The organism is Actinosynnema sp., assembly GCF_052038725.1.
In genome coordinates this window covers 1-5,535 of the sequence record NZ_JBQGCX010001218.1, presented here as the reverse complement: position 1 = coordinate 5,535, position 5,535 = coordinate 1, and the positions used below count along the sequence as shown (strand labels likewise).

At 72.5% G+C, this 5,535-nt stretch carries 5 protein-coding genes and 2 pseudogenes; 6 read left to right on the top strand and 1 reads right to left on the bottom strand.

Annotated elements, in window-relative coordinates; genetic code table 11:
• The 6 genes and pseudogenes from ACTUAL_RS25655 to dnaB form a co-directional block, all read left to right on the top strand.
• A pseudogene (locus tag ACTUAL_RS25655) lies at positions 1 to 390 on the top strand (hypothetical protein); the annotation flags it as partial.
• A gap of 240 nt (positions 391 to 630) precedes the next feature.
• Positions 631 to 978 (top strand): 30S ribosomal protein S6, encoded by a 348-nt coding sequence (rpsF, locus tag ACTUAL_RS25650; protein ID WP_096498146.1) that lies wholly within the window; start codon positions 631 to 633, stop codon positions 976 to 978.
• Positions 979 to 991: 13 nt separating this feature from the next.
• Positions 992 to 1,498: a single-stranded DNA-binding protein gene (locus ACTUAL_RS25645; RefSeq protein WP_015805709.1), complete on the top strand. Its 507-nt coding sequence runs from the start codon at positions 992 to 994 to the stop codon at positions 1,496 to 1,498.
• Positions 1,499 to 1,549: 51 nt separating this feature from the next.
• A complete protein-coding gene (rpsR, locus tag ACTUAL_RS25640; RefSeq protein WP_015805710.1) occupies positions 1,550 to 1,789 on the top strand; it encodes a 30S ribosomal protein S18 in 240 nt (79 codons plus the stop codon).
• Between the two features lie 19 nt (positions 1,790 to 1,808).
• Positions 1,809 to 2,264, top strand: a complete 456-nt coding sequence (rplI, locus tag ACTUAL_RS25635) for a 50S ribosomal protein L9 (RefSeq protein WP_096497485.1) — start codon at positions 1,809 to 1,811, stop codon at positions 2,262 to 2,264.
• 417 nt (positions 2,265 to 2,681) lie between these two features.
• Positions 2,682 to 5,000, top strand: coding sequence for a replicative DNA helicase (gene dnaB, locus ACTUAL_RS25630; RefSeq protein WP_177154569.1), 2,319 nt, complete (start codon positions 2,682 to 2,684; stop codon positions 4,998 to 5,000).
• A gap of 216 nt (positions 5,001 to 5,216) precedes the next feature.
• On the opposite strand, the pseudogene ACTUAL_RS25625 reads toward dnaB, so the two are convergent.
• Positions 5,217 to 5,535: pseudogene (locus ACTUAL_RS25625) on the bottom strand (hypothetical protein); the annotation flags it as partial.

Sequence of the window (5,535 nt, the reverse complement as noted above, 5' to 3'; positions counted from 1 at the left end):
GGTCGGCGGCCCGAGGAGCTGCCCGCGCGGGGCGTGCCGCGGGGCTCGACCACCGGGACCGCGTCGGCCGTGGTCGCCCCCGGCCGGGACCTGCTGCGGTGGGGCGCGGACTTCGGCGGGGCGTCCGCGTTCGGCCACGGGTCGCTGCCGTTCGCGACGCCCGGCCTGCTCTCGCCCGTCCCGCGCGGCGAGACCGGGGGACCCGGCGCCGGGCACGGGCTGCCTCGGGCCGCCGACCGCGAGGACGTCCGCGAGGCCGGGCGGGCGCAGGCGCTGCCGGGGCCGGCGAACGGGGTGGCGACGCCGGTGCTGCTGGCCGTGGTGCTGCTGGCGTGCGTCACGGGCGCGCTGGTGCGCACCTGGGTGCTGCGCCGCCCGTCGATCCGCTGAACCACCCCGACCAGGACCTCCGCCAAGGCTCCGACCAGCGGCGGGACCGGGAGCCCCAGCGGAACCGGGTGATCTTGAACCACCCTGGTTTCCCGGCTCCCGCGCGCTCGAAACGCACCGGCGACCAGTCGGTTTCACCGACCGGGCCGAACCCCTGTAGGCTGTTCGGGTTGCTGACGCGACGACCCTCCTGCCACGGAAAGCCCGTGGCCGTGAGTCCACAGGAGGTGAGTGGTCTTCATGCGTCATTACGAAGTGATGGTCATCCTCGACCCCAGTCTCGACGAGCGCACGGTCGCGCCCTCGCTCGACACGTTCCTCAACGTCATCCGCACCACGGGTGGCAACGTCGAGAAGGTCGACGTCTGGGGCAAGCGCAGGCTGAGCTTCGAGATCAACAAGAGCGCCGAGGGCATCTACGCCGTCCTCGACCTCCTCTCGACGCCCGAGGCCGTGAAGGAGCTGGACCGCCAGCTGGGTCTGCAGGAGACGGTGCTGCGCACCAAGGTCCTGCGCCGCGAGCCCGCGAAGGCCGCCAAGGCCGCTGCCAAGGCAGCCGCGAAGGCCGCCGCGAAGGCCAAGGCCTGAGGGAGAACCGGACATGGCAGGCGAGACGACGATCACGGTGGTCGGGAACCTGACCTCCGATCCGGAACTGCGCTTCACCCAGTCCGGTGCGGCGGTGGCCGGTTTCACGGTCGCCTCCACCCCGCGCACCTTCGACCGCCAGTCCGGCGAGTGGAAGGACGGCGAGGCGCTCTTCCTCCGCTGCAACGTGTGGCGCCAGGTCGCGGAGAACGTGGCCGAGACGTTGACCCGCGGTTCGCGGGTGATCGTCACGGGCAGGCTCCGCCAGCGCTCCTTCGAGACGAAGGAGGGCGAGAAGCGCACCGTCGTGGAGCTGGAGGTCGACGAGATCGGCCCCTCGCTGCGCTACGCGACCGCGAAGGTCAACAAGGTGAGCCGAGGTGACGGCGGCGGTGGCGGCTACGGCGGCGGCCAGCAGCAGTCCCGCGGTGGCGGCGGTGGCGCCCCTGCCGACGACCCCTGGGGCTCCGCGCCCCCGGCGGGTTCCGGCGGCGGTTTCGCCGACGAGCCTCCCTTCTAGACCAGCACAGGTCACCCCAGAACTTCACCGCGTCACTCCAGGAGTACACACATGGCCAAGCCGCCTGTGCGCAAGCCCAAGAAGAAGGTCTGCGCGTTCTGCAAGGACAAGAACGCCAACCTGATCGACTACAAGGACACCACCCTGCTCCGGAAGTACATCTCGGACCGGGGCAAGATCCGCGCTCGTCGGGTCACCGGCAACTGCAGCCAGCACCAGCGCGACGTCGCCGTCGCGGTGAAGAACGCCCGCGAGATGGCGCTGCTGCCCTACACCTCGACCGCTCGCTAAGAAGAAGGGGGATAACACCGTGAAGCTCATCCTCACCGCTGATGTCAGCGGCCTCGGTGGCCCCGGCGACATCGTCGAGGTCAAGGACGGCTACGGCCGCAACTACCTGCTGCCCCGCGGCCTGGCGATCCTCGCCACCAAGGGCGCGGCCAAGCAGGTCGAGGTCATCCGCCGCGCGCAGGACACCCGTCGCGTCCGCGACCTGGACCACGCGAAGGAGATCAAGGCCTCCCTGGAGGGCTTGGGCTCGGTCTCGCTGAAGGCCAAGGCCGCCGCGGGCTCCAAGAAGCTGTTCGGCTCCGTCACCTCGTCCGACGTCGTGTCCGCGGTTCGCGCCGCGGGTGGCCCGACGCTGGACAAGCGGTCCGTGGACCTGGCGGGCCACATCAAGACCCTGGGCAAGCACTCGGTCACCGTCCGACTGCACCCCGAGGTCACCGTGTCGCTGCCCGTCGAGGTCTCCCCGGTCGGCTGAGCGCGCTCCGGAAGCGCCGTCCGCCCCGTCGCGGGGCGGGCGGCGCTTTCTGCTGAGTTGTCCACAGCCCCTGTGGAGAACCTGCTGTGACGGGGTGACCACGACACGCCGTGAGGCGAGTAACACGCGACACGCCGAAGTTGTGACCCACTAATTTCTCCACAACTGACTCACAGGGTCTGACCTGGGAATTTTGGAATCACAGGTCGAGTTGTCCCCAAGTTGTCCACAGGTTCGAGGCGACCTGTGGTCAGCTCGGCCAAACCATCCCCAAGTTCTCCACAGGCTTGTCCACAGGCCCGGTTGCTTGGTCCGTCCGGGTGGCTCTAGCGTCCCTGTGTCGCTGTGCGTGGCTCCTCGCCGATACCGGGGAGCCGGGGTAGAACGGTCGGCACGAACGGATTGGGGTGGGTAGCTGTGGCGGTGGTGGACGACCGGGGCATGGCCGAGCCAAGCTTCGAACGGCAGCCGCCCCAGGACCTGGCCGCGGAGCAGTCCGTGCTCGGCGGGATGCTGCTGAGCAAGGACGCGATCGCCGACGTCGTCGAGGTGCTCGCGCCGAACGACTTCTACCGCCCGGCGCACCAGGCGGTCTACGACTGCGTCCTCGACCTGTACGGCCGGGGCGAGCCCGCCGACCCGATCACGGTGTCCGCCGAGCTGGAGCGCAGGGGCGAGCTGCTGCGGGTGGGCGGCGCGCCGTACCTGCACACCCTCATCGCGACCGTGCCCACCGCGGCGAACGCGAGCTACTACGCCGAGATCGTCGCCGAGAAGGCGGTGCTGCGCAGGCTCGTCGAGGCCGGGACGCGCATCGTGCAGCTCGGCTACAACGGCGCCGAGGGCGCCGACGTGGACGAGGTGGTCGACCGGGCGCAGGCGGCCATCTACGAGGTCACCGAGCGCCGCACCACCGAGGACTACGCGGTGCTGGAGGAGCTGCTCCAGCCCACCATGGACGAGATCGACGCCATCGCCTCGCGAGGCGGCTCGTCCCTGGGCATCCCGACCGGCTTCGCGGACCTGGACCAGCTGACGAACGGCCTGCACGGCGGTCAGATGATCATCGTCGCGGCCCGCCCCGGCGTCGGCAAGGCGCTGGCCCTCGACACCCCCCTGGCCACCCCGACCGGGTGGACCACGATGGGCGAGGTGCGGGTCGGCGACCTCCTGCTCGACGCGGACGGCCTGCCGACGCGGGTCGTCGCGGCGACCGGGGTGATGCGGGGCAGGCCGTGCCACGAGGTGGTGTTCTCGGACGGGTCGGTGCTGCTCGCCGACGCCGAGCACCAGTGGCTGACCGGCGCGCCGGGGGCCTCCGCCGTGCGCACGACCGCCGAGCTGGCCGAGGCGCTCCGCCGGGGCGAGACGCCGTCGGTGGCGGGCGCCGCGCCGCTCGCGCTCCCCGACCGGCCGCTGCCCATCGCGCCGTACTCGCTGGGCGTGCTGCTCGGCGGCCACGTCGCGTCCGCGCGGTTCACCTCGGAGGACGCCGAGGTGCTGTGGAACGTCGAGTCGGACGGCTACGAGGTGCGCGCCTCCCCGGCCTGCCAGGGCTGCGGCGCGGCGTCGACCGGCGTGCGGGACTGCCCGGAGTGCCACAGCGAGCGCGGCACCCTCCAGGGCCTGCTGCACGGCGCGGGCGTGCTGGGCTCCGAGCGGGTGCCCGCCGAGTACCTGCGGGCGTCCGAGCCCCAGCGGCGCGCGCTGCTGGCCGGGCTGCTGGACACCGCGGGGACGGTCGCCGAGGACGGCTCGGTGCGGTTCGAGGCGTCGGGCGCCGGCCTGGCGCGGGACGTGCGCGAGCTGGTCGTCGGACTGGGCTACCGCTGCGCCGGGGACGGGGTGGTGGTCGGCTTCGAGGCCGGGGACGACGTGTTCCGGGTGGAGCGCAAGCGGCTGGAGCACAAGGACCGGGGGCAGCGCGCGGGCGCGGGGACCCGGTTCGTGGTGGGGGTGCGGCCGGTGGCGAGCGTGCCGGTGCGCTGCGTGGAGGTCGACAACGCCGCCCACCTGTACCTCGCGGGCCGGTCGATGATCCCGACGCACAACTCGACGCTGGGGCTGGACTTCGCCAGGTCCTGCTCGGTCAAGCACGGGCTGACCAGCGCGATCTTCTCGCTGGAGATGAGCCGCACGGAGATCGTGATGCGGATGCTGTCCGCCGAGGCGCGCATCCGCCTCGGCGACATGCGCGGTGGCACGATGAGCGACGACGACTGGACCCGGTTGGCGCGGCGGATGAGCGAGATCAGCGAGGCGCCGCTGTTCGTGGACGACTCGCCGAACCTGACCATGATGGAGATCCGGGCGAAGGCGCGGCGGCTCAAGCAGCGGCACGACCTGCGGCTCGTGGTGGTGGACTACCTGCAGCTGATGTCGTCGGGCAAGAAGTCCGAGTCGCGCCAGCAGGAGGTCTCGGAGTTCTCCCGGAACCTGAAGCTGATCGCGAAAGAGCTGGAGGTCCCGGTGATCGCGATCAGCCAGCTGAACCGAGGCCCTGAGCAGCGCACCGACAAGAAGCCGCAGCTGTCCGACCTCCGCGAGTCCGGCTCGCTGGAGCAGGACGCCGACATGGTCATCCTGATCAACCGCCCGGACGCGTGGGAGCGCGACGACCCGCGCGCGGGCGAGGCCGACCTGATCATCGCCAAGCACCGCGCGGGCCCGACCGCGACGATCACGGTGGCCCACCAGCTGCACTACAGCCGGTTCACGGACCTGGCCCAGGGCTGATCGGCGGGGTCGCCGGGCGGGCGCCGCCCGCCCGGTGACCGCCCCCTTCGTCACGGCTGAACGGCCGTCGCGGTCACCGGGCCGACCTCGGCGCGCCGGTCTCCGCGCGCCGGACCGGTCGCTCGACGCCCCCGCCCGGTCCCGGCAGCCCTCCCCGGCGGCCGGTCCCGACCGTAGCCGGCGGGCGCCGGGCGGGACGAGTTGCGGACCGCGCGGTCAGCGGGCGCGGCGGTTTCCCGGTGACGGGTGGGCGTGGTCCGCCGCAGGTCGCGGCGGGGTGCCGCGAGCGGGGGTCACAGCGGAGCCGAGGGCCCGCAGGGCGAGTCGCAGCTCGTGCTTGGCGCTGGGCGCGTGCAGCAGCGAGCGGCCGAGCGCGCGTTCGACCTCGGTCAACCGCTTGCGCGTGGCCGGTGCGGAGGTGCACGGGGTCGACGCGGTGGCGGGCAGCCGGGTGTCCGCCCGCAGCCAGGCCCGAACCGTCTCGACGCCTGCGGCCGGGGGGGCCAGCAGGGCGTCGCGCGGGCCCGCCGGAACC